Below are 21,883 nucleotides of genomic sequence, written 5' to 3' on the forward strand. Positions count from 1 at the left end.
CGCCGCCGGGGCACGTGCTGTGACCGCAGCGCCCTGCCGGACATGTCACAGCACGACCGGAGCCACCCAGGCCGCCGGGCCGCAGAGAAGAGGCCCTGATGCGCACGAACGCACCCACCGCCGCGGCGATCGCCGGGGCGATCGGCACCCTCGTCGTCGTGGTGACGCTGGTGGCGAGCTGCACGCTCCCCGGCGTCGAGGCGACCAGCACGTCGGCGCCGCCCCGGCCGTCGGCGGTCGCGGCCGGGGCGACCCGACCGCGACCGCCGCGCCGCCCCGAGCGACGACCGAGCCGACAGCCGCGCCCTCGGCATCCCCGGCGGCCGACCTCGTGCCGAGGGACGACGAGCTCGCGCTCGCCGGTGCATCCTTCACCACGCAGAACGGCACGGCGACGTTCACGCTGCCCGTGAACTGGAGCGCCGTGGACACCAGCACCGTCGGCACCAACTATGCGAACGAGGAGCAGTGGGTCAACCAGGTGGTGCTCGTCGACGAGGCGGGCCGGGAGCGGCTCCATTACCGCGACGGCTACCTCTCCGACGTCGGCTGGGGCGAGATCCCCTGGGGGGTCGTCGAGGAGCGCGCGATCGCCCGGTCGCCGGGCACCGGCGAGCTCTCGGCCAGGTCGTGGTGGATGGAGCTGCCGGGCGGCGAGCTGCAGGTCATGGCGGCTGTCACCGGGGCGAGCGACGGCGGCCCGCCCAACACGTACATCCGGCAGGCCGAGGGGCGGTTCGGGGTGTTCTCGGCGAACCTGGGCACGATCGAGGGCGCTGACGCGGTGGCGGATGCGGCGTCGGCCGAGGCGTGCCTGTCGAGTCCCGCGGCCGTCGCGGCGGTCGCTGTGCTGGCGTCGCTCGAGCTGCACGACGTGCCCTGGGACGCGATGCCGTGACGGTGTGACGCGACGGACCGGCCGAGCGAAACTGGGGGAGTGCGCTCCGCCCGATCCGGGCGGACAATCCAGCCATGCGCACCCCGCCGCGTCACCGGGTGGCGACGATCACGCTCGCGGCGATCGCGTTCGGCCTGGCGACGGGGCTCGGGGCGTGCGCGCAGGTCGGCGGGGCACCGCCGACGCCCGGCGAGTCGCAGGCGGCGCCGAGCCCCGGGGTCGAGCCGGTGCCCTGGGGCAGCCCGTCGGCGGAGCCGTCGGCCGCACCCGGCAGCAGCCCGCTCGCGACGCCGACCCCGGCCGCCGACGGCACCGAGGTCGCCACGCGCAACGGCACCATGCGCATCCGCGTGCCCGACGGCTGGCAGGTGGACGACCGCAGCGGCCTCGAGGTCGGCGCCGAGGGGCGGCAGGTCTGGGCCAACCGGCTCACCCTCAGGGGCCCCCGCGGCGAGCGGCTCGTCTACGCCGATGGGCCCGGCGTCGAGGCTGCGGGGGAGACGACGGATGCGCGCACGGGCGTCGTCGCGCGCCGCGGGGTCGCAGGCGGGCTCGTCGCCGTCGCCTTCTGGGAGCAGCCGCCCGACGGGATGTTCGTGCCGTGCGTGGTGCTGCTGCGCGCCGACGCCGACCCGTCGAGCGCGGGGACGGTCGCGTTCCACGGCGTCGAGCGCGGGCACGCGCTCAGGTTCTGGATCGAGGAGGAGGCGCCGCGCTTCGCGACGCAGGCGCAGGTCGAGGCCTACCTCGCGGCGCCCGAGGTCGCGCGGGCGCTCGACATCATGGCGACCGTGCGGCTCGATCTCGTCGACCCCTTCGCGCTGCCGGCCGACGTGGGCGTCGTCGCGGGCGGAACGACGCTGCTGCCGTTCCAGACGGCGAACGGCACCTCGAGCATGCTCGTGCCGATGGACTGGCGCATCGACGAGGCGGGCGAGCGCGTCGCGGCCGCGGGCGGCGGGGAGCTGTGGCGCAACCGGGTCACGCTCGCGCTCCCCGACGGCACGGCCGTGCTCGTCTACGCCGACGAGGCGCTCCTGTCGCCGGGGGCGCCGCCGGGGCGCCAGTGGCGCATCGGCGAGGTGCGCCCGACCGCCGACAACTGGGAGGCGGCGTCGTGGGCGGTCGAGCGCGAGGGCGAGCGCCCGTTCGTCGGCGTGGGGCTCACGGATGCGGGCGGCGGCCAGTGGCCGCACGGCACGGTGTGCAGGCCCACGCTCTGCCGCGCGTTCGGCAGCGCCCCGCTCACCGGCGACGACGTCGGCGCCGAGCACGCGGTCGCGTGGTTCGACAGCGACCTCGAGGAGCTCATGCTATTGACGGTCGCGTCGCTCGACGCGCTGCACGACGACCCGGCGCGGATGCCGCCCGACTGAGGCCGCGCGACCGGGCGGAGCCGCCAGGATGTGACCTGCGGGGCTCTGCCGGACATGCCTGGGTACGCCGACCACTTGGCGGCCCCAGCGAGGAGGTCCTATGCGCCCCAGCCCCCAGCCGATCGCCGCCGCACTCGGCGCCCTGCTCCTCGCCGCGACGGCGCTCGCCGGGTGCAGCGCGCCTGCCGAGCCGGCGGCCTCGTCGGCGCCGCCCGCCCCGACGTCCGCGGCGCCCACGGCCGAGCCCACGGCATCCGCCACCCCGTCCGCCGAGGCCGGCGAGACCTTCACGACGCAGATCGGCAACGCGAGCTTCGCGCTGCCCGCCGGCTGGAGCGTGCGCGACGCGAGCGCGGTGCGCATGGACCACGACGGGCGCGACCAGTGGATGAACACCGTGCACGTGCTCGACGGTGAGGGGCGCGAGGTGCTGCTCTACACCGACGGTGCGGTCGACGCGATCGGCGCGGTCGCGGACGAGTGGGCGGTCGTCGAGGAGCGCGCGATCGCGTCGGCGCTGCCGCACGACGAGGGGCTGGCCACTGCCGCCGCGAGCTGGTGGCTCGTCGACGAGGCGGGCATGCAGGTGTTCGCGCAGGTCTCGGTGATGCCCGACGACGAGCCGCCGTGGGGCATCTTCCCGGCAGGCGACACGCGCCTGGCGCACTTCATGGCCGACCTCGCCGTGCTCGAGCCGTGCCAGGACGTCGCCGACGAGGCGGATGCGCTGGCCTGCCTCGAGAGCCCGGAGGTCGCCGAGCTGCTCGACGTGCTCGCATCGCTCGAGCAGGTCGACGTGCCACGCGACGCGATGCCGTGAGCGAGCGAGGAGCCTGATGCTGCACACCCGATCGCGACGGAGGCCGATGGCCGTCGTCGCCGCGCTGGCTGCGGCCGCCGTCGGACTCGCGGGCTGCGCGCAGACGGCACCCGGAGCGCCCGACCCCTCGACAGGCCCGAGCGTCGCCGCGACGCCCGAGCCGACCGCCGCGGCCACGCAGTCGGCGACCCCGACCCCTACCCCGACGCAGGAGCCGGAGGTCGTGACGTTCGAGACGCAGAACGGCACCATGCGCATCAGCATCCCGGCCGACTGGTCGGTCGAGGACACGAGCGAGCTGCGCGTCAACCACGACGGGCGGGAGCAGTGGGCGAACGTGGTGGCCTTCCTGCCGCCGAGCGGTGGGGTGCTGCACTACTACGACGGGCATGAGGGCGATGCCGGGGCGGTGTCGGAGGTCGGCACGGTCGCGACGAGGGAGACGGTCGACGGGTTCGTCGCGACCGCGTACTGGAGAGCCATGAGCGACGGCCGGTTCGAGGCGCACACCGCCCTCATGCCGGGCGGCCAGGAGCCATCGCCCGAGTCGTATGTGGGCTTCGACAGCGTTGGCCGCCTGCACTCGTTGGTCTTCCAGCAGGGGCAGGACCGCCCGATCTTCCGCTCGCAGGCCGAGGCCGAGGAGTACCTGGCGTCGGACGACGTCGCGCGCATCCTCGACGTGATGGCGACGATCGACCTCATGCCGGTCGACCAGTACGCGATGCCCTGAGCCGAGCCGCGCCCCCACCGGCCGTTCGTCAACCGGCTCCGCATGCGCCCGGCCGGATTATCCGGTCGGAGTCGCACCCAACCGGTTGACGGACGAGCCGCCTCTTGCGCTCGCGGTACGCGAGATCTGGGTCGCGCTCGCGTGGCTCGTCGGGCTGCTCGTGGGCGCCTACGCTCTCGCGCTCGTGGTCTACCGCCGCAGGACGCGCTGAGCCCAGCCCCCCGTTCGTCAACCGGCTCCGCGTGCGTCCGGCCGGATAATCCGGCTGGTGTCGCACGGAGCCGGTTGAGCAACGGGCAGCCGCGAGCGACGGGAAGCGCCAGGCGCTACCCGACGATCGGATGCGCCCCGGTCAGCCCGCGCCCGCGTCGCGGGAACGCCAGCATCACCGCGCCGCTCAGCACCCAGACGGCGCCCGAGCCGGCGAGCAGCAGCAGCGGCTCGACGCCGGCGAGCGCGCCCGCGATCGCGGTGCCGAGCGCGGCCGCGGCACCGCGCAGCGCCGCGCCCACGGTGAATACCTGGGCGACCACGGACTCCGGGGCCTCGGTGCGGCGCAGCAGCAGCATCGCGGCCGTCGGCGCCGCGGTGCAGAGGCCGGAGAGGCCGACGAGCGCGATCGTCCACCACAGGCCCAGGTCGAGCGCGGCGGCGATCGTGGCGAGGCCCGTGAGGGCGTAGCCGAGGCCCATCGTCGCGTGCGCCGAGAGCACCGGCGGCCGCAGCGGCTCGAGCGCGGCGCCGAGCAGCGCGCCGACGGCGAAGGCCGCGACGATCAGGGCGCTGAGCGACGCGTCGCCGGTGGCGGCGAGCGCGATGCCGAGCGCGGCGATCGGCATGATGCCGCGGCCGAGCTCGGCGAGGGTGCCGGATGCGGTGACGACCGCGAGCGTGCGTCGCGTCGAGAGCGCCACGATGCCGGCCGCCATGGAGCGCAGCAGTCCGGCGCGCTCCGCCGCGCGAGGCTGCACGGGCAGCAGCGCGAACGCGGCGGCCGAGGCGAGCGCGACGACCGCCATCGCGATGAGGGCCGCGCGCGGCCCGAGCGTGGGGGCGAGCACGGCGACGGCTGCCGGGCCGGCGACGCCGCTCACGTTGTAGCTCAGTGCGTCGAGCGCGTACGCGCGCCGCGCATCCGACCCCGGTGGGGCCACGAAGCTCGACAGCCCGCCGAAGCCGAAGGGCGTCAGCAGGCCGCTCACGACGAGCGCCGCCGCGACCGCCCAGACGGGCACGGGCCCGAGCCCGGCGGCGACGCCGAAGGCGAGCCCGGTGCCGGCTGCGGCCGCCATCATCAGCGCGCGCGGGTGCCGTGCGCCGTCGAGCAGGGCGCCGACGAGCGGTGCCGCGACGATGCCGGGCAGCATCGACAGCGCCACGAGCAGCGCGCCGAGCGCGATGTCGCCGGTGACGGCGACGGCGAGGATCGGGATGGCGATCTGCGCGCCGCTCGAGGCGGCGCGGATCGGCACGGACGCGGCGAGCTGACGGGGACCGCCCATCGCGGCCCCCGCCGGCTCGCCCGCCGCAGCGGGATGCGGCGCGGGCGTCACTCCGAGACGGGCACGATGAGCCCGCCCCACGTCTCGAGGATGTACGCCTGCGTCTCCTCCGAGGTCAGCAGCTCGTAGAGCGCCTCGACGCGGGGGTCGTCCTCGAGCTCGGGCGTGGTGGCGAGGATGTTGAAGTACTCGGAGTCGTCGCCCTCGGTGAGGATCGCCTGCTCCTGCGTGAGGCCGGCCGGCAGCGCGAACGAGGCGGTGACGAAGACCGCGTCGTTGTCGGGCAGCGCGAGCGGCAGCGTGGCGTTCTCGACCTCGGTGAACTGGAAGTTCGAGGGGTTCTCGGTGATGCCGTCGAGGTTGGTCGCGTCGTCGGCGATCTCGATGAGGCCCTCGGCCGCGAGGATCTCGAGCGCGCGCGCCTCGTTGGTCGGGTCGTTGGGGATGGCGATCGTGGCGCCCTCGCCCAGCTCGTCGATCGACGTGAGCGACTCCGAGTAGAAGGCGGCGGCGGGCAGGTAGACCTCGCCGACCGAGACGAGCGAGCCGCCGGCCTGCGAGTTGTACGTCTCCATGAACGTCGCGTTCTGGAAGAGGTTGGCCTCGGTCGAGCCGTCGGTGAGCGCCGGGTTGGGCGTGTTGTAGTCGGTGAACTCGACCCACTCGATGTCGAGCCCGGCCTCGGCGGCCAGGTTCTCGTCGACCCAGGTGAGCATGTCGCCGGCCGGCACGGGCAGCGCGCCGACGCGGATCGTGCCGAGCGAGCCGTCCTCGGGCGCGTCGGTCTCGGCGGGGGCGCCCGACGAGCAGGCGGCGAGGGCGAGCGCGGCGGCGCCGGCGACGACGGTGGTCGCCACGCGGCGACGGAAGGTGCTGGTCATGGTGGTTCCTTACGGGGTGCTGCCCGACGGATGCGTCGGGGTGCGGGAGGAGGGGAGGGCGAGGTCGGCGTCGAGGTGGGCCTGCGCATCGGCCGTCGCGTCCTTCTTGGGGCCGCGACGGGTGGGCTGGGCGCCGAGCCGCTTCGCGAGCGCGGTCAGCGCCCACTGGATCAGCTGCACGAGGGCGAACAGGATGATGACGACGAACACGATGTGGATCCAGCTGTAGCGCTGCATGCCGTAGGTGAGGGCGACGTTGCCGAGGCCGCCGCCGCCGACGACGCCGACCATCGCCGAGAAGTTGATGATCGACGTGATGGTGGTGGCGGTGCCGAGCAGGATCGCGGGGGTCGCCTGCGGCAGCAGCACGCGGCGCACGAGCAGCCAGCGGCTCGCGCCGAGCGACTCGGCCGCCTCGAACAGGCCCGGGTCAACCTCGCGCACGGCGATCTCGACGACGCGCACGAAGAACGGGATGGCGACGAGCGTCAGCGGCACGATGGCCGGGCCGGTGCCGATGAACGAGCCGAGCAGCCAGCGGGTGACGGGGATGAGCGCGATCATCAGCACGATGAACGGCACCGAGCGGCCGAGGTTGACGATGAAGCCGAGCAGCCCGTTGACCACCCGGCCGAGCGCGCGCGAGCCGAACGGCGCCTCGAGGAAGCGCCCCTGCTCGGTGCCGACGAGGATGATGCCGAGCGGCAGCCCGACGACGAACGTGATCGCCATCGCGATCGCCGTCATGTAGACGGTCTCCCACGTGCCCTCGAGCAGCACCTGCATGAGCTGCGGCCAGAAGGTGGGGGCGGCGGGGTCGATCATGCGAGCACCTCCCAGGCGGTGACGCCCTGCGCGGTGAGCGAGTCGATCACCTTGAGGGCGACGGATGCGTCCCCGGGCACGGCGAGGCGGGTGCGGCCGGCCTGGTGGCCGCCGATGGTCTCGAGCGCCGCACCGAGGATCGACACGTCGAGCCCGAAGTCGCGCGCGAGCTGCGCGATGACGGGGCGGTCGGCGCTCAGCCCGGTGTAGGTGACGTCGATGATGCGGTGGTGGGGGATGTAGTGCGCCTCGCCCACGGGGAACAGCTCGGCGGCGACGCGGCTGCCGGGCGTGCGGATGAGGTCGTCGAGCGAGCCCTGCTCGATGACGCGGCCGGTCTCCATGAGGGCGGCGGCGTCGCAGATGCGCTTCACGACGTCCATCTCGTGGGTGATGAGCAGCACGGTGAGGCCGAGCTCGCGACTGAGGCGCTGGATGAGCTCGAGGATCGAGCGGGTCGTCTCGGGGTCGAGCGCGCTGGTGGCTTCGTCGCTGAGCAGCACATCCGGGCCACTCGCGAGGGCGCGGGCGATGCCGACGCGCTGCCGCTGGCCGCCGGAGAGCTGGCCGGGGCGGTCGTCGGCGCGGTGCGCGAGGCCGACGAGGTCGAGCATCTCGAGCGCCTTCGGCCGGCGATCCTTCTTCGGGGCGCCGGTCGCCTCGAGCGCGAACTCGACGTTCTGCGCGACGGTGCGGTTGCCGACGAGGTTGAAGTGCTGGAAGACCATGCCGATCTGGTGGCGCGCCTGCAGCAGCGCCTTGCCCTCGAGCGCCGTCACCTCGACGCCGTCGACGACGACCCGCCCGGAGTCGGGCCGCTCGAGCGCGTTGACGGTGCGCAGCAGCGTGGACTTGCCGGCGCCCGACTGCCCGACGACGCCGAAGATCGAGCCGCGCGGCACCTCGATCGATACGTCGTCGAGCGCGACGACGGCGTCGGGGCCGTCGCCGAAGCGGCGGCTGACGTGCTCGATCGAGATCATGGAACTCCAAGCGGGGGCGCGGTCGGCGCCCTGCAGTGTGGTCTGTTCGCCCGTCCTCGGCGGCGGGCTATCTGACATTGTCCCGCAGATCGGTCCCCCAGTCGAGCATGTGACGCCGTGCTACGTAGACGGGTCCTACGTCTGGTGAGGTGCCGTCATGCGCGGCATCGCTGCTGTAGCGTCTCGACGCCTACGTGCCGATCGAAGGACCTCGAGCGCTGAGTGATCGACGGGATAGATCATGCCGCTTCCCAAGCGCGATAGCGATTGTCCGCGTTTCGGGGACGCCGCAAGCCTCAGTCAGGGTCGTAGTCGTCTGGAAACTCGACCAGCACATTCCCGACAAGTGCCGGCACGTTCATCGAGTCAGGCAGCGGACGCGCGCGTCCCTCCGCGAAAGCAAGCCGCGCCGCAGCGAGATCTGCAAGGCGTACTGCTTGAATGACGATGACCCGACGAAGGCCAGCGGAGACTTCGCCTCGTTCATGGGCGACGGCAGCGACTCGCGCTAGCTGTACTGCGCCGGGACGTTGGTGACAGTTCGGGTCTTGTGAGCGAGGAGAACCTCCGGGCTTAGTGGAGCTGTTCAGGTCTTCACTTCCCGGAGGTTCTCGTGCCCCAAGTTATCCCGCGTCTGTCTCCGTTTGGCAGAGCATTGATCGTCGAACGTGTCGGCAGCGGCAGGCCCGTCGCCCATGTCGCGGCTGAGCTCGGTGTCTCTCGTCAGACCGCGTATCGATGGGTGAACCGGTACCGCGAGGGCGGCGTCGAGGCGCTCTTCGACCGGTCCAGTCGACCGCATGCGTCACCGAACCGCACGACTCAGGATCGTGAGGCGGCGGTGCTCGCCGCCCGGGCGGAGCTCCGCCAGGGCCCGGCACGGCTCGCAGCCGCCACCGGCGTACCGGCCCGGACGATCTCCCGGATCCTGAACCGACACCAGGTTCCGCGCCTGGCTTGGTGTGATCCGATCACCGGGCAGCTGATCCGCGCATCCCGCACGACTGCACTCCGCTACGAGCGGGAACAGCCAGGGCAGCTGATCCACGTCGACGTGAAGAAGCTCGGCCGCATCCCGGACGGCGGCGGCTGGCGCGTTCACGGCCGCTCCGAAGAGGTTCGCGGCCGCGGCATCGGCTATGACTTCGTCCACGCCGCCGTCGACGACCACAGCCGGCTCGCCTACGCCGAGATCCACCCCGACGAGCGCTCCGAGACCTGCGCGAGCTTCCTTCGGCGAGCGGCGGACTACTTCTCCAACCACGGCATCGCTCGCATCGAGCAGGTCATCACCGACAACGCGCTCGCCTACCGGCGCGCCCATGCCTTCCCGGCAGCTGTCGCAGCGCTCGGCGCCCGGCAGCTGTTCATCAAGCCCCACTGCCCCTGGCAGAACGGCAAGGTCGAACGCTTCAACCGCACCCTCGCCACCGAATGGGCCTACCGACAGCCCTTCGACTCGAACAGCGCACGAACCGACGCGCTTGCACCCTTCATCGAGCACTACAACACTGAACGCATCCACTCAGCCCACGGGAGACCACCAGCGGCCCGAGTGTCACCCACGTGATGACTCAGTACAGCTAGCTCTCGGGGCAGCCTTGCGAAGCTGCGCACATGACTGGATACACGCGATTCGCGAAGACCACATTGGCGGCTTCTGAGCTGGAGGAGCTGTCAGAGGTCGATCGTCTTGCTGCGGGCCTATCGAGCTATCTAGCCGAGCGAGCGACTGCGCTCGCCGAAGGCCATGTCCACGGAGCTGGCAGCGCTGTGATTCAAGCGGTGGTCGCTCAGCATCTCATCACCGATCGCCGGTTCGCCTCCGAATCGATAGTGCTGGCGGGACCTTCGTTCCAAGCGAGGCCGCGCGCGGACTTCTATGGAGCTCTGGGGCCGGGGCGCGGAATCCTAGTGGAAGTCGAGAGGGGCGGGACAACGACCAATAATCACGACCTGAAAGACTTGTGGAAGACGCACCTTGCCGAGAACGCGCAACATCTGTTCCTGATCGTTCCGCGCACAAACTTCAGAGCGAACGGCTCGGGCAGGGAGAGGCCATACCAATCGGTCACGCGTCGTCTCGCCGCGTTTTTCGGCGACCCTCGCCGCGAAGTCGACGTGGTCAGCTTGCACATCTTCGGATACTGAACGCCGCGCGGGTGAGCTTCGCGGTGAGCCAGGCGGTGGATCCGCTCGGTGGCGAGGGCGGGCGGTCGAGCACGGGGCTAGCCTCGGAGCATGGACGAGTCGACGATCACCCCGGTAGAGCTCTCGCGCGAGCTGGGCATGGACCGCAAGGGCAGGCAGATCCGCGGCTTCCTGCGCAACCCGACCGATGGCGGCGGCCCGTTCGAGGGACACGAGATCGGCACCGACTGGCACCTGACGCCGGCGCAGGCCGAGCGGATCCGAAAGCACTTCCGCAAGGGCTGAGCCTGGTCGGCGCGCCGATGTCGGCGCGCGCCTGCATACTCGTGATCGACGTACCGATGTCGTGAACGAAAGGCGATGCCGTGGAGTCCCTTGCCTCTTTGCTTGCCGGAATCTGGCCGATGTTGGAACCGCACCTCTGGTGGCTCGTCCCTGCGCTGATCGCCGCGGCTGTGCTGAACTTCCCGACGCTGGGCCGAGGTCCGAACTCTTCGCGTCGTGACCCTTGGCGGGGCTTCAAGTTCGCTCCGCGGGCGACCGTGATGGCGAACGCCGGTGGACGCTGCGAAGCCGGCGAGTTCATCGTCTGGGGGCGCTGCGACGACCCGGCGGTCGAGGTCGACCACGTCATCCCGTGGTCCAGCGGCGGGCCCACCGTGGTGAGCAACGGGCAGGCGCTGTGCAAGGCCCACAACCGCAGCAAGAGCTCGTGGAAGCCGGCGTGGTGGTACGTCGCGGGGCTGGAGCGGCGACGGCGCGCGTACTTCCCCGCGGGCGCCGATGTGCGGGTGCTCGCCGTCATGAATGCGGAGGAGCGGGCTGCGCGAGAGCGGTCGGCAGCGGCGCGGAACGCGAAGCGGGGCTGATCTCATCCTTGCCCGATCGGCGCCTTGCGAGCGCTCGTTCGGCTCGACCAGCGGGGTGGGGCGAGCTACCGGGCGGTGTAGCCGCCGTCGACCGCGATCGAGGCGCCGGTGACGTAGGCGGCCTCGGGCGAGGCCAGGTAGGCGACGGCGGCGGCGACGTCCTCCGGGCTCGCGAGGCGGCCGAGCGGGATGTCGGCGACGGTGTCGGCGAGCGCCTGATCGGGGTCGGGCTGGTCGCCCAGCCAGTCCTCGATGAGCGGCGTGCGCGCCATGCCCGGCGCGACGGCGTTCACGCGGATGTTGTGCGGCGCCAGCTCGACGGCCGCACCGCGCGTGTACGCCGCCAGCGCGCCCTTCGACGCCGTGTAGGTCGTCAGCGTCGGCACGCCCGAGGAGGCCAGTCGCGACAGCATGTTGATGATCGCGCCGCCCTTCGGCCGCATCGCGCGCGCGGCCGCGGCGGTCATCGTCATCGCCGCGATCGTGTTCAGCGCGAACACCTCGGTCAGCTCCTCCGGCGGCGTGTCGACGATCAGGCCCGCGTGCCGGCGCCCCGCGTTGTTGACGAGCACGTCGAGGCGACCGAACGCATCCACCACGTCGCCCACGACGCGATCGGGCACCCCCGGCTGCGTGATGTCGCCGGCGATGAACAGCGCATCGCCGAGCTGCTCAGCGACCTCGGGCCCCGGCACCCGCCTGCCCGAGACGGCGACGCGCATGCCGTCGGCCTGCAGCCGGGCGGCGATCGCGGCGCCGAAGCCGGAGGTGCCGCCGGTGACGAGCGCGACGCGCTGGCCGCCATCGGTCGTGGGAGTCATCGTATGCCTCTCGAAGTCGCGGATGCCGTCAGCCGACGTCGGCGTCGCGGTGGGTGAAGGTGCCCCCGGCGATCGTCGCACGCACGGGGATGGAGCGGATGTCGCTGACCGCGACGTCGTTCGGATGCTCGGTGAGCAGCACCATGTCGGCCAGCTGACCGGGCAGCAGCCGACCCTTCACGGCCTGCTGTCCGGTGACCGTCGCCGAGCCGACCGTCGCGGCGTGCACGGCCTCGTCGACCGAGATGCGCTCGTGCTGGCCGTAGAGCAGGCCCTCCTCGCTCACCCGGGCGGCGAACGACTCGATGCCGAGCAGCGGCGCGCCGGGTGCCACCGGCCGGTCGGAGGAGAACGCCAGCGGCATGCCGGCGTCGAGCTGGCTGCGCGCTCGGATCGACCAGTCGCCGCGCTGCTTGCCTACCGGGCCGCGGATGCCCTCGCCGAAGCTGGTGATGAAGCTCGGCTGCACGACGCACGCGATCTGCAGGGCGGCGAGCCGCTCGAGCTGGTCGGGTCGCACGACCATGCCGTGCTCGACGCGGTTCGGCACCGAGGGGATGCCGTTGGCGCGCACCGCAGACTCGATCGCGTCGAGCGCGAAGTCGAGCGCCGCGTCGCCGACGGCGTGCAGTGCGAGCGACCAGCCGGCCGCGGCCGCCTCGGTGATGCGGGTGCGCATCACATCCGGGTCGTCCTGCAGATAGCCGTGGTAGCCGGGGCAGCCCTCGTACTCCTCGCGCATCTGCGCCGTGCGGCCGAGGATCGAGCCGTCGGTGAACACCTTCACCGGGCCCAGCTGCAGCCACTCGTCGCCCCAGCCAGTGCGGATGCCGGCACCGAAGCCGCGCCGAGCGGGCTCCGCATCGTGCCCCGGAATCGGCGCGAGCGCATCCATCACCGGCATCACCTGCATGCGGGTGCGCAGCAGGCCCTTGTCGCGTGCCGCCTGGTAAGCCGCGAGCTCGGCGGGAGCGTGACCGATCCAGCCGCCGGCGACCCCCGCATCCGTCACGCTCGTCAGCCCCTCGCGGGCGTAGTGCTCGGTGGCGAGCTGCAGCGCGCGCTCGATCGAGGCCAGCGGGTAGGGGAGCAGGATGTCCTGCACCAGCTTCATCGCGCGCTCCTCGAGCACGCCGGTGGGCCGGCCGGCGTCGTCGACGCGGATGACGCCGCCCTCCATCGCGGTGACGTCGCGGTCGTCGACCCCGGCGAGCCGCAGGCCCGCGGTGCTCGCCTGGCCGGAGTGCCCGGAGGCGTGCTTGATCCACACCGGGCGGCCGCCGCTGGCGGCGTCGAGGCGGTCGCGGTCGGGGTGGGTGCTGCCGAGCAGCACCGGGTTGTAGCCGGCCGCGACCACCCAGTCGCCCTCGGCGGTCGACTGCGCTTGCCGCTCGATAGCGGCGTAGATGTCGTCGAACGAGGCGACGGTCGAGAGGTCGGCCTCCATGAGCGTTGTGCCGAACCAGACGCTGTGCGCGTGCACGTCGTTGAACCCGGGCAGCAGCGATAGGCCGCCGGCGTCGAGGGTCTCGCGCGCCTCGAGGCCCTCGGTCTGCTCGTCGAGCGCGACGACGCGGCCGTGCAGCACCGCGATGGTGCTGGCAGTCGGGCGCTGCGGGTCGCGGGTGTCGATGCGCGCGTTGCGGACGATGAGGTCGACGATCATCGGCTGGCTCCTTCGAACGGATGCGCGGACTCGACCGCCGCAGGAACGTCCCCGGCACGAAACACGCGCGTCACAAACATCATATGTACTATCTAGACCACGGCAACGAAGCCGAACCCGTGGCACCCCGCCTCGTACTCCGGAGATGCAACCTATGGCAACCAGCACTGCACCCAGTCCCTCGACCGCAGCACAGGCCGACGTCAAGCGCCTGCGCCGAGTCGCCACCACATCCTTCATGGGCACGGCGATGGAGTGGTACGACTACTTCATCTACGGCCTGCTCGCAGCGCTCGTCTTCGACGAGCTGTTCTTCCCCGAGTTCGACCCAGCGGTGGGCACCGTGCTCGCGCTGCTGACCTTCGGCATCGGCTTCATCGCCAGGCCCGTGGGCGCCATCCTCTTCGGCCACCTGGGCGACCGCATCGGCCGCAAGAAGACCCTGATCGTGACGCTGCTGGTGATCGGGCTCTCGACCGGCCTGATCGGCCTGCTGCCGACCTTCGATGCGATCGGCTTCGCGGCGCCCATCCTGCTCACGACGCTGCGCTTCATCCAGGGCCTCTCGCTCGGCGGCGAGTGGAGCGGCGCGGTGCTGCTCGCGGTCGAGCACGCGCCGGCGAAGCAGCGCGCCTTCTACGGCGCCATGCCGCAGTACGGCTCGCCGGCCGGCACGCTCGTCTCGTCGGCCGTGGTCGCGCTCGTCACCCTGCTGCCGGAGGATCAGCTGCTGGCATGGGGCTGGCGCATCCCCTTCCTGCTCTCCTTCGTCTTCCTGGCGGTCGCGCTCTACATGCGCCTGCGCGTCGAGGAGTCGCCGGTGTTCGCGGACGTCGTGCAGGTGCAGGTGGCGCAGAAGGTGCAGCAGGAGCAGCGCAAGCCGCTGCCGCTCGTCGAGGTGTTCCGCCACGCAGGCGGTCGTGTGCTGATCGTGATCGCGACGGTGCTGTTCGCCTCGGGCGGCTTCTTCCTGATGACGACCTACGCGGTGAACTTCGGCACCGGCGAGCTCGGCATGGAGCCGTGGAAGCTGCTCGTCGCCACCATGGTCGGCGCCGTGCTCGAGGCGATCGGCATCTACATCGGCGCCAAGCTCGGCGACCGCTGGGGCGCCTGGAAGACCGTGGTCGGCGGCGGCATGCTGGCGCTCGTGCTCGTCGTGCCGATCGCGCTGATGATCGGTTCGGGCGTCGAGGTGCTGGTGATCGCGGCGGTGGCCATCGGCATCGGCATGCTCGGCATCCCCTACGGCCCGCTGGGCACCATGCTGTCGGAGCTCTTCAGCGCTCGCTACCGCTACTCGGGCGTCGCCGTCTCATACAACATCGGTGGCCTCATCGGCGGGTTCGTGCCGTCGATCGCGGGGGCGCTGGCGCTCTCGTTCGGCAGCTCGGTGGTGGTCATCCCGGTGCTGCTCGGGATCATCATGGCGCTGTGCGTGGTGGGCGGACTCTTCGCGGGCCGCGTGCTCTCGCGACAGGACGAGACGATCGCGGCCTGATACCGAAGTCGCTGCGCCGCCCGAGCCGGGGCGGCGCAGCGGCTTCGGCAGCCGTGCGGCGTCGATACGATCGGCGCACTCGAGAAGGAGAGCCCATGACCGTGAGCCCAGCGGTGCGCAGCGCGTGGTCGGGCAGCCAGACCACGGTCGGCGACCTCAAGAGCGACCGCGTGCGGGCGGTGCTCGAGCAGCAGATCCTCAGCGGCGAGCTGCCGCCCGGCACCCTGCTGCCGACCGAGGGAGAGCTCTGCGAGATCCTCGGGGTCAGCCGCACCGTGGTGCGAGACGCCGTGCGCGCCCTCGTCGCCCGCGGCCTGCTGCGGGTGCGGCAGGGCCGAGGCACGATCGTGGCCGAGCCCAGCGACGAGGCGTTCGGCGACGCGATGGTGGCGTTGCTGGCGCGCTCGGCCGTCACCGTGCGCGACGTGATGGATGCGCGGGTCTCGATCGAGACGATGCTCGTGCGGCTGGCGGCCGAGGCCGGCACCGAGGAGGACTGGGCCGAGCTCGACCGCAGCGAGCACGCCCTCATGGATGCGATCGCCGCAGGCGACGTCGCCGCCGCCCACGCCGCCCACGCGGCCTTCCACTCCGGCATCCTGCACGCCACGCATCAGCCCGCACTGGCGCTGATGCTCAAGCCGATCACCGAGGTCGCGCGCGTCACCGGCACTGCCTCGGTGCGATCCGGCACGACGGCGGACTGGGATCTGGTGGCGCACCGCGCCATTCTCGACGCGCTCCGACTGGGCGATGCCGGCGCCGCGGCGCGAGCCATGCGCGAGCACTTCGCCGCGCTCGAGGAGCGCCCCGTGTACCTCGAGCGTCTCGACCTGACGTTCGCGCAGGCGCACTTCGGCGCGCCGTAGGCTTCGGCTGTGCTCGACCTCAACCGCCTGGTGATGCTGCGTGCGGTGGCGATGCACGGCAGCATCACCGCGGCTGCGCGCGAGCTCGCCTACAGCCATTCCGCCATCTCGCAGCAGCTCTCGCTGCTCGAGCGCGAGACCGGTGCGGTGCTGCTCGAGAAGGTCGGCCGCACGGCCCGGCTGACCCCGGTCGGGCTCGCGCTGGTGCACAGCACCGAGGCCGTGCTCGCGGCCATGGAGCGCGCCGAGACCGAGCTCGCCGCCGCGCAGGATCAGCCGCGCGGCGTCGTCTCGATCGCCGTCTTCACTTCGGTCGCCCGCATCATCATGCCCACAGCGCTGCAGCGGCTGGCGCGGACGCATCCGGGCCTCGACGTGCGGCTTCAGCGCGCCGACCCCCAGCACGCCGCGTCGCTGCTGGTCGCCCGCCAGGTCGACGCCGTCGTCACCGACACCTTCCCGGGAACGCGACTGGCGCCGGTCGGCGGCATCCACGCATCCGTCATCGGCAGCGACCCGGTGCGCGGCTACCTGCCGGAGGGCATGGCCGATCTGCCGTTCGACCAGGTGCCGTGGGTGCTCGAGCCGGCCGAGGCCGCCTCGACGCAGTGGGCGCTGCGGGTGTGCCGCGAGCGAGGCTTCGAGCCGCGGGTGGCGCACGAGTCCTCCGACATGCTCTTCCACCTGCGGATGGTCGAGGCAGGGTTGGCAGCGGCGTTCCTGCCCGATCTCGTGGTGCGCGAGGCGGGCAGCGCGCTCGCCCCGAGCCCGCTGCTGCCGACCAACGAGCTGCGCGACATCCTGGTGCTCACGCGGCTCGGGGCGGAGGGGCACCCGGCCATCGGCGCGGTCCGCGATGCGGTCGCCGGGACGCTGGCTGGACATGTAAGCACTGCTGACTGATATCGGTCATCAACGGTCGCTTTACCTGACCGGATGTCTCCCCGTAGCGTGGCCGCAGGCTCGCCGCCGTTGCGCGCCCAACCGCACTCTCGCGACGAGGAGGAGTCATGACGCTCACCGATCCGACCGGCCGCACCGCCGCAGGCACCGTGCTCGACGGGCCCGCGCTGTGGTCGGCCCAGGCGCACATGCCGTCGGTGCTCGGCCGCCAGCTCGTGGTCGAGCGCGGCGAGGGCTCCTACGTCTTCACCGCCGACGGACAGCGGCTCTTCGACGGCACCGCCGGCCTCTGGCACGCCAACATCGGCCACGCGCACCCTGAGCTCGCCAAGGCCGCCCACGACCAGATGCTGCGGCTCGAGACGTATCACGTGTTCGGCCGCTACGTGAACGACCAGGCGCTCGAGCTGGGCGAGCGGCTCGCCGCCCTAGCGCCGATCGAGCGCGCGAAGGTGATCCTCAACTCGGGCGGCTCCGACGCCATCGACGTCGCCTGCAAGCTCGCCCGCCGCCACTGGCAGCGCGAGGGCCGCGGCACGAAGCAGATCATCCTCAGCCGCGAGCACGCGTATCACGGCCTGCACGCCTACGGCACGAGCATCGCGGGACTCGAGTTCAACCGCGAGGGATACGGCACCGACTCCTTGGTGCCCGAGACCGCCCGTGTCTCGGTCGACGACCTCGCCCAGGTCGAGGCCACCATCGCCGCGATCGGCGCCGACCGCGTCGCCGCCATCGTCAGCGAGCCCGTGCAGGGCACCGGCGGCGTCAACCCGCCCGCCCCCGGCTACCTCGAGGGCCTACAGCGCCTCTGCCGCGAGCACGACATCCTGCTCATCGCCGACGAGGTCATCACCGGCTTCGGCCGCACCGGCGCGATGTTCGCCGCCCAGCGCTACGGGATCGAGCCCGATCTCGTCACCTTCGCGAAGGGCGTCACCTCGGGCTACGCGCCGCTCGGCGGCGTGCTCGTGAGCCCGCGCCTGTGGGAGCCGTTCTACGTCGAGGGGCCGGACACCCCGATCTTCCGCCACGGCGCCACCTACGCCGGCCACGCGACCGCCGCTGCCGTGGCGCTCGCGAATCTCGACGTGCTCGAGCGCGAGAGCCTCGTGCCGCGCGTGCGCGAGCTCGAGCAGGTGCTGCGCACCGAGCTCGACGGCCTGCAGCAGCGGCAGGAGGCCGTGGTCGACGTGCGCGTCGCCGGCTTCCTCGGCGGCATCAGCCTCGACGAGCGGCTCGTCAACGAGCGGGTCGCCGACCGCGCGGTCGAGCTCGGCTTCATCACCCGACCGCTGCGGGGCAACACGCTGCAGCTCAGCCCGCCCTTCATCGTCAGCGACCGCGAGGTCGTCGAGTACGTCGCCGCCATCGAGCAGGCCATCGCAGAGGAGTCCCACCGATGAGCACCACCACCGCCGCTTCGGCCCTCATCGCCGCCGATCCCGCCGCGGTGGCGCACGCCGACCGCGTCATCGCGGGCCTCGGCCTGCCCGTCGACGGCATCGCGGTCGCCGACCCGGCCACGGGCGAGCAGATCGCCAGCATCGCCGACATCGACGTCGAGGGCGCGCTGCGCGCGGTGCAGACGGCGGATGCGGCCGGTCGCGATTGGGCGCGCACCACACCGCGCCAGCGAGCCGACGTGCTGCACGCCTGGCACGCGCTGCTGGTCGAGCACACCGAGGACCTCGCGCACCTCATCTCCCGCGAGATGGGCAAGCCGCTCGCCGAGGCGCGCGCCGAGGTGAAGTACGGCAGCGACTTCGTGCGCTGGTACGCCGAGGAGGCCGTGCGGCCCGCCGGCGACTACCGCGAGTCGCCCGACGGCGGCGCGAGCATCCTGGTGCGGCGCGCCCCCGTGGGCCTCGCCGTGCTCATCACGCCCTGGAACTTCCCGCTCGCGATGGCCACCCGCAAGATCGCGCCGGCGCTGGCGGCCGGCTGCGCGGCGATCGTGAAGCCGGCGACCCTGACGCCGCTGACGACGATCTTCGCGGTCGACCTCGCCCGCCGCGCCGGCGTGCCGGAGAATCTGGTGCAGGTCGTCACCACTTCGAGCTCGTCGAGGTTCAGCGAGGCGGTGCTGCGAGACGAGCGGGTGCGCAAGGTCTCGTTCACCGGCTCCACCGAGGTCGGCCGCACGCTCATGCGGCTCGCCGCCGACAACGTGCTGCGCTCGTCGATGGAGCTGGGCGGCAACGCCCCGTTCCTGGTCTTCGACGACGCCGACCTCGAGCGCGCCATCGACGGAGCCTTCGCCGCGAAGCTGCGCAACGGCGGCCAGTCGTGCATCGGCGCCAACCGCTTCTACGTGCAGGAGGGCATCGCCGACGCGTTCGCCGAGGGCCTCGCCGAGCGCTTCCGCCAGGTCGCGGTCGGCGCCGGCCTCGGCACGGGCACCGGGCTCGGCGCGCTGATCGACGACCGCGCCGTGCGGCAGATGCGAGCCTTCACCGATGATGCCGTCTCGCGGGGCGCGCAGCTGCTGACGGGTGGCACCGAGCTCGGCGACGCCGGCTACTTCTTCGCACCCACCGTGCTCGATCACGTGCCCACCGCATCCGACCTCGCCACCACCGAGATCTTCGGCCCGATCGCCGCGATCCAGCGCTTCACCTCCGAGGACGAGGCGGTCGAGCGCGCGAACGCGACCGAGTTCGGGCTCGCCGGCTACGTCTTCAGCGAGTCGCTCGACCGCGCGCTCAACGTCGCCGACCGGCTCGAGACGGGCATCCTCGGCATCAACCAGGGCGTGCCGTCGAACGCGGCGGCGCCCTTCGGCGGCATCAAGCAGTCGGGCCTCGGCCGCGAGGGCAGCGCCGAGGGGCTCGACGAGTACCAGTCGGTGCGCTTCTACAACATCGCACGTCGCCAGACGCGCTGAGCAGCAGAGAGGTCCAGATCGATGAACATCGGCGTCGTCAGGGAGATCAAGCCGCAGGAGGAGCGGGTGGGCCTCACGCCCGCCGGCGCCGCCGACCTGGCGCGCAGCGGCAGCACCGTGCTCGTCGAGTCGGGAGCGGGTGAGCGCGCCGGCTTCGCCGACGAGCTCTACCTCGCGGCCGGCGCCGACATCGTCTCGCGCGAGGATGCGTGGGCGAGCGAGCTGGTCGTGAAGGTGAAGGAGCCGATCGCGGCCGAGTACGGCTACCTGCGTGAGGACCTCACCCTCTTCACCTACCTGCACCTGGCGGCCGACCGGCCCCTCACCGAGGCGCTGCTGCGAGCCGGCACGCTCGGCATCGCGTACGAGACCGTCGCCGACGCGACCGGGCTGCCGCTGCTGGCACCCATGAGCGAGATCGCCGGTCGGCTGGCCGCCCACGCCGCCGCCACGCACCTCACCCGCCACGGCGGCGGCCCCGGCATCCTGCTCGGCGGCTCGCCGGGTGTCGCGCCGGCCCGCGTGCTGGTGATCGGCGGCGGCGCCGTCGGCACCCAGGCCGCCCTGCTCGCGCTCGGCATGCAGGCGGAGGTAACCATCCTCGACATGTCGCCCGCCCGCATCCGACAGCTCGATGTGCTCTTCACGGGTCGCGCGAGGGTGCTCATGTCTGACGTCGCGACCGTCGAGGCCGAGCTGGCTTACGCGGATGTCGTCATCGGCGCCGTGCTCGTGCCCGGCCGGGCGGCGCCAAAGGTCCTGCGCCGCGAGCAGCTGTCGCTGCTGCGGCCCGACGCGCTGCTCATCGACGTGGCGATCGACCAGGGCGGCGCCTTCGAGACGTCGCGGCCGACCACCTACGACGCCCCGATCTTCGAGGTCGACGGCATCCGCCACTACTGCGTCGCCAACATGCCCGGCGCCGTGCCGCAGACGTCGACGCGGGCGCTGACGAACGCGACGCTGCCCTACGTGCGGCGCATCGCGCAACAGGGCGTCGAGGCGGCCCTCGCGGCCGACCCGGCGCTCGCGAAGGGCGTCAACACGCGGGCCGGAGCGCTCGTGCACCAGGGCGTCGCCGACGCGTTCCCCGACCTCGCGCCGGCGGCGGCCGCGCAGGCAGTGAGCGCGTAGGCGGGCTCCGCGGGCGCAGCGGGTCTCCCTCGCTGCGGGTAGCCGCGGCGGGTAGCCTCACAGCATGGACGAGTCGACGGTCACCGCGGTCGAGCTCTCGCGCGAGCTGGGCATGGACCGCATCCGGAAGCACTGCACGCGCTGAGGCTGCGCGAAGCCCCTGATGGATGTGGCGCTGACGGTCGCGGGGGCGCTGATCATCGCGCTCGGGCTGCGCGACATGTTCCACACGCTCCTGCACCCGGTCGGCCGAGGCAGGCTGAGCCGCCAGGTGCTCGCGCTCGTCTGGCGGGTGTCGCGCGCGACCGGCCACCGCGCGGGCTCGGCCGCCGGCCCCACGGGCATGATCGTCGTGATCACGCTCTGGATCGCGCTCCAGGTGGTGGGCTGGGCGCTCATCTACCTGCCGCGCATCCCCGACGGCTTCAGCTACTCGCAGGGCATCGACGCGAACGACTACTCGCCGATCGGCGAGGCGCTCTACTTCTCGTTCGTGATGCTCACCACGCTCGGCCTCGGCGACATGACGCCCGTCGACCCGTTCGTGCGTGCCGTCTCGCCGATCGAGGCGCTCACCGGCTTCGGGCTGCTCACGACGGCGCTCGCCTGGTTCTCGCAGGTGTACCCGCCGATGTCGCGGCGCCGGGCGCTGGCGCTGCAGATCGACGGGCTCGCGGAGGCCGGCTACGCCGCCGCCGTGCCGGAGGTCGATGCCGGATCGCTCTCGCGCACGCTCGACTCGCTCTCGCTCGAGATCGCCCGGGTGCGGGTCGACTTCGCGCAGCACGCGGAGGGCTTCTACTTCCAGGAGCAGAACCAGGAGCTCTCGCTCGCGCGCCAGCTGCCGTACGTGCTCGTGCTCCGCGACGCGGCGCTGCGGCGACCCGAGCTCGCCGTGCGGCTGAGCACGCACCAGCTCGGCACGGCGATCGACCAGCTCGGCGCCGCGCTGCGCGGGGAGTTCCTGCGGGCCGGCGAGGACGTCGCCGAGGTCTTCGCCGCCTACGCGGCCGACCATCGCCACGACCCGCGCGTCTGACCCGGCTCGATCGGCCCCCTACGGG

At 72.4% G+C, this 21,883-nt stretch carries 22 protein-coding genes; 16 read left to right on the forward strand and 6 right to left on the reverse strand.

Annotated elements, in window-relative coordinates:
* The first annotated feature begins 331 nt into the window (after window positions 1-331).
* The 5 genes from AC1RNL_RS02850 to AC1RNL_RS02870 all read left to right on the forward strand — a co-directional run bounded on the left by AC1RNL_RS02850 (window position 332) and on the right by AC1RNL_RS02870 (window position 4,038).
* Window positions 332-898 (forward strand): hypothetical protein, encoded by a 567-nt coding sequence (locus tag AC1RNL_RS02850; RefSeq protein ID WP_492934357.1) that lies wholly within the window; start codon window positions 332-334, stop codon window positions 896-898.
* A gap of 74 nt (window positions 899-972) precedes the next feature.
* Window positions 973-2,274, forward strand: coding sequence for a hypothetical protein (locus AC1RNL_RS02855; RefSeq protein ID WP_492934358.1), 1,302 nt, complete (start codon window positions 973-975; stop codon window positions 2,272-2,274).
* Between the two features lie 100 nt (window positions 2,275-2,374).
* Window positions 2,375-3,094, forward strand: a complete 720-nt coding sequence (locus AC1RNL_RS02860; RefSeq protein WP_492934359.1) for a hypothetical protein — start codon at window positions 2,375-2,377, stop codon at window positions 3,092-3,094.
* 16 nt (window positions 3,095-3,110) lie between these two features.
* Window positions 3,111-3,827 (forward strand): hypothetical protein, encoded by a 717-nt coding sequence (locus AC1RNL_RS02865; protein WP_492934360.1) that lies wholly within the window; start codon window positions 3,111-3,113, stop codon window positions 3,825-3,827.
* Window positions 3,828-3,912: 85 nt separating this feature from the next.
* A complete protein-coding gene (locus tag AC1RNL_RS02870) occupies window positions 3,913-4,038 on the forward strand; it encodes a hypothetical protein (RefSeq protein ID WP_492934361.1) in 126 nt (41 codons plus the stop codon).
* Window positions 4,039-4,153: 115 nt separating this feature from the next.
* Here the strand turns inward: AC1RNL_RS02870 and AC1RNL_RS02875 are convergent, their stop codons facing one another.
* Genes AC1RNL_RS02875 through AC1RNL_RS02890 form a run of 4 tightly spaced genes read right to left on the reverse strand, consistent with a single transcriptional unit; the run spans window position 4,154 to window position 8,018 of the window.
* Window positions 4,154-5,329, reverse strand: a complete 1,176-nt coding sequence (locus AC1RNL_RS02875; RefSeq protein ID WP_246992541.1) for an MFS transporter — start codon at window positions 5,327-5,329, stop codon at window positions 4,154-4,156.
* 47 nt (window positions 5,330-5,376) lie between these two features.
* Window positions 5,377-6,210: a MetQ/NlpA family ABC transporter substrate-binding protein gene (locus AC1RNL_RS02880; protein WP_492934362.1), complete on the reverse strand. Its 834-nt coding sequence runs from the start codon at window positions 6,208-6,210 to the stop codon at window positions 5,377-5,379.
* Window positions 6,211-6,219: 9 nt separating this feature from the next.
* A complete protein-coding gene (locus AC1RNL_RS02885; RefSeq protein WP_128190101.1) occupies window positions 6,220-7,035 on the reverse strand; it encodes a methionine ABC transporter permease in 816 nt (271 codons plus the stop codon).
* The gene (locus AC1RNL_RS02890; RefSeq protein WP_146354911.1) at window positions 7,032-8,018 is read right to left on the reverse strand and encodes a methionine ABC transporter ATP-binding protein; all 987 of its coding nucleotides are present in this window, start codon (window positions 8,016-8,018) and stop codon (window positions 7,032-7,034) included. The genes AC1RNL_RS02885 and AC1RNL_RS02890 overlap by 4 nt, the downstream gene beginning before the upstream one ends.
* 613 nt (window positions 8,019-8,631) lie before the next feature.
* Between AC1RNL_RS02890 and AC1RNL_RS02895 the strand changes: the two genes are divergently transcribed.
* From AC1RNL_RS02895 to AC1RNL_RS02910, 4 genes are all read left to right on the forward strand, one after another.
* Complete coding sequence (locus AC1RNL_RS02895; protein WP_364193922.1) at window positions 8,632-9,588, forward strand: IS481 family transposase; 957 nt, start codon at window positions 8,632-8,634, stop codon at window positions 9,586-9,588.
* A gap of 47 nt (window positions 9,589-9,635) precedes the next feature.
* Window positions 9,636-10,169, forward strand: a complete 534-nt coding sequence (locus tag AC1RNL_RS02900; protein WP_492934363.1) for a hypothetical protein — start codon at window positions 9,636-9,638, stop codon at window positions 10,167-10,169.
* Between the two features lie 90 nt (window positions 10,170-10,259).
* Entirely contained in the window at window positions 10,260-10,454 is a 195-nt protein-coding gene (locus AC1RNL_RS02905) for a hypothetical protein (protein WP_492934364.1), read from the forward strand.
* Between the two features lie 80 nt (window positions 10,455-10,534).
* Window positions 10,535-11,038, forward strand: coding sequence for an HNH endonuclease (locus AC1RNL_RS02910; protein WP_492934365.1), 504 nt, complete (start codon window positions 10,535-10,537; stop codon window positions 11,036-11,038).
* A 65-nt stretch (window positions 11,039-11,103) separates the two neighbouring features.
* Here the strand turns inward: AC1RNL_RS02910 and AC1RNL_RS02915 are convergent, their stop codons facing one another.
* Both AC1RNL_RS02915 and AC1RNL_RS02920 read right to left on the reverse strand, forming a co-directional pair.
* Complete coding sequence (locus tag AC1RNL_RS02915) at window positions 11,104-11,859, reverse strand: SDR family NAD(P)-dependent oxidoreductase (RefSeq protein WP_492934366.1); 756 nt, start codon at window positions 11,857-11,859, stop codon at window positions 11,104-11,106.
* A 28-nt stretch (window positions 11,860-11,887) separates the two neighbouring features.
* Window positions 11,888-13,525: an amidohydrolase gene (locus tag AC1RNL_RS02920; RefSeq protein WP_492934367.1), complete on the reverse strand. Its 1,638-nt coding sequence runs from the start codon at window positions 13,523-13,525 to the stop codon at window positions 11,888-11,890.
* A 154-nt stretch (window positions 13,526-13,679) separates the two neighbouring features.
* Here AC1RNL_RS02920 and AC1RNL_RS02925 point away from each other — a divergent pair, with 154 nt between their 5' ends.
* From AC1RNL_RS02925 to AC1RNL_RS02955, 7 genes are all read left to right on the forward strand, one after another.
* Window positions 13,680-15,026, forward strand: a complete 1,347-nt coding sequence (locus tag AC1RNL_RS02925) for an MFS transporter (protein WP_492934368.1) — start codon at window positions 13,680-13,682, stop codon at window positions 15,024-15,026.
* A gap of 95 nt (window positions 15,027-15,121) precedes the next feature.
* The gene (locus tag AC1RNL_RS02930) at window positions 15,122-15,895 is read left to right on the forward strand and encodes a FadR/GntR family transcriptional regulator (RefSeq protein WP_492934369.1); all 774 of its coding nucleotides are present in this window, start codon (window positions 15,122-15,124) and stop codon (window positions 15,893-15,895) included.
* A gap of 9 nt (window positions 15,896-15,904) precedes the next feature.
* The gene (locus AC1RNL_RS02935; RefSeq protein WP_492934370.1) at window positions 15,905-16,798 is read left to right on the forward strand and encodes a LysR family transcriptional regulator; all 894 of its coding nucleotides are present in this window, start codon (window positions 15,905-15,907) and stop codon (window positions 16,796-16,798) included.
* A 107-nt stretch (window positions 16,799-16,905) separates the two neighbouring features.
* Complete coding sequence (locus AC1RNL_RS02940; RefSeq protein WP_492934371.1) at window positions 16,906-18,204, forward strand: aminotransferase family protein; 1,299 nt, start codon at window positions 16,906-16,908, stop codon at window positions 18,202-18,204.
* Window positions 18,201-19,685 (forward strand): NAD-dependent succinate-semialdehyde dehydrogenase, encoded by a 1,485-nt coding sequence (locus AC1RNL_RS02945; protein ID WP_492934372.1) that lies wholly within the window; start codon window positions 18,201-18,203, stop codon window positions 19,683-19,685. The genes AC1RNL_RS02940 and AC1RNL_RS02945 overlap by 4 nt, the downstream gene beginning before the upstream one ends.
* Before the next feature lie 21 nt (window positions 19,686-19,706).
* Entirely contained in the window at window positions 19,707-20,819 is a 1,113-nt protein-coding gene (ald, locus tag AC1RNL_RS02950) for an alanine dehydrogenase (protein ID WP_492934373.1), read from the forward strand.
* 163 nt (window positions 20,820-20,982) lie between these two features.
* Window positions 20,983-21,858 carry a potassium channel family protein gene (locus tag AC1RNL_RS02955; protein WP_492934374.1) on the forward strand — a complete coding sequence of 292 codons (876 nt, stop codon included), beginning with the start codon at window positions 20,983-20,985 and terminating at the stop codon, window positions 21,856-21,858.
* Window positions 21,859-21,883 lie beyond the last annotated feature (25 nt).

It is taken from the genome of Agrococcus sp. GW821-FHT14H11 (genome assembly GCF_058803545.1).